Annotated in this window: 2 protein-coding genes; both read left to right on the top strand. The window is 65.7% G+C overall.

The window, feature by feature from the left end; genetic code table 11:
- Positions 1-160 precede the first annotated feature (160 nt).
- A complete protein-coding gene (gene tnpA, locus AB0I98_RS49820; RefSeq protein WP_362953164.1) occupies positions 161-589 on the top strand; it encodes an IS200/IS605 family transposase in 429 nt (142 codons plus the stop codon).
- The coding region (locus AB0I98_RS49815) for a transposase (RefSeq protein ID WP_362953162.1) at positions 586-1,778 on the top strand (1,193 nt) is incomplete at its 3' end. The genes tnpA and AB0I98_RS49815, both read left to right, overlap by 4 nt.

Here is a 1,778-nt window from a genome sequence, read left to right as displayed (position 1 = left end):
TCCATCAGGACCTAGCCAGGGGACGCCCCGCTTTAGTGGGGTGGGGAATGGCTTCTGAGTCCTGCTCTGGCCTCAACTGTGTGCACGGATCTGTGCTGTTCACTGATCCTATCTCGCTGGCGCGCTAGACCTGTGGCGTGTGTATAGTGATTGTGTGGCTGTGACCAGGAAGGTTCGCCGGTTCTCCGGCGGCGTGTACGACCTAGGGCTTCACGTGGTGTGGTGCCCGAAGTACCGCCGTCCGGTCCTCGGTGGCCCAGTCGCGGTCCGCCTGGATGAGCTGATCCGGCAGAAGGCCGAGGAGCGTGGGTGGGAGATCATTGCCCTTGAGGTGATGCCGGACCACGTGCATTTGTTCGTCAAGCACGACCCGAAGTCGTCGGCGTCGTACGTCGCGAACCAGTTCAAGGGCTTCACCTCCCGCGTGCTGCGGGCGGAGTTCCCGCACCTCAAGAGCCGCATGCCCACGCTGTGGTCGTCGTCGTACTTCGCTGCTTCGGTCGGTGCGGTGTCGGCGGCGACGGTGGAGAAGTACATCAACACCCAGTGGGAGCGCCCGTGGAAGAAGGAGAAGGGGGACGCCTCGTGATACGGGCGTACAAGTTCCTCCTTCGCCCCACGGGCCGCCAGGAGCAGGCTCTTGCCGAGATGCTGCGGGATCACTGCTCCCTCTACAACGGAGCGCTCCAGGAACGTCGGGACGCCTACCGGCACGTGACGAAGACGAGCGTCAAGTACGGCGACCAGTCCGGGCAGCTCAAGGACATACGCGTCTTCGATCCCGAGCGTCAGGGCCGCTGGTCCTTCTCGTCCCAACAGGCCACGCTTCGGCGGCTCGACAAGGCATTCCAAGCCTTCTTCAATCGGGTGAAGGCTGGTCTGACACCTGGGTACCCCAGGTTCAAGGGCGTCGGCCACTTCGACACGGTGAGCTTCCCGAAGGACGGCGACGGCTGCCGCTGGGACTCCACGCCGCACGACCGGCAGACTCGTGTCCGCCTGCAAGGTGTCGGGCACGTCCGCGTGCATCAGCACCGCCCCGTGCACGGCCGGGTGAAGACGATCAGCATCAAGCGGGAAGGCCGGCGATGGTACGTCGTCCTCGCCTGCGATGAGGTACCGGCCGAGCCGCTGCCCGCCACCGGGTCGATCGTCGGCATCGACATGGGCACCGTGCACTTCTTCACCGACTCAGGCGGCGTGCACGTCGAGAACCCCAAGTTCCTCGACAAGATGACCGACGAGTTGACCGCTGCGCAGCAGCACCTTTCGACGTTCCCCAAGCGCACCCGGCGACGCACCAAGGCGCACCGGGCAGCAGCGCGGAAGGTCGCGAAGCTGCACGCGAAGATCCGGCGGCAGCGGGCCGACTACCACCACAAGCAGGCTCTCGCCCTGGTCCGTGAACACGACGTGATCGGGCACGAGAAGCTGAACACCGCGGGCATGACCAAGGTGCCTGCACCCAAGCCCGACCCCGACAACGACGGCGCGTTCCTGCCGAACGGTGCCGCCGCGAAAGCCGGGCTGAACCGAAGCATCCTCGATGCGGGTTGGGGACAGTTCCTGAGCATCCTGGCGCAGAAGGCTGAGAGTGCCGCTCGCCGAGTGATCCCAGTGGACGCCCGCAACACCTCCCGCACGTGCCCGCCCGAGATAGGCGGATGCGGGCACGTCGCGACGGGGAACCGCGTCACCCAAGCGAAGTTCGAGTGCGTCAAGTGCGGCCTGGTGGAGAACGCAGACCGCGTGGGCGCGCTGAACGTCCTGCACAGGGC

Origin of the sequence: Streptomyces sp. NPDC050211, from assembly GCF_040656035.1 — a bacterium.
Lineage (GTDB): Bacteria > Actinomycetota > Actinomycetes > Streptomycetales > Streptomycetaceae > Streptomyces.
The sequence above is the reverse complement of the archived record's forward strand: the minus strand, read 5'-3'. Positions and strand labels throughout refer to the sequence as shown.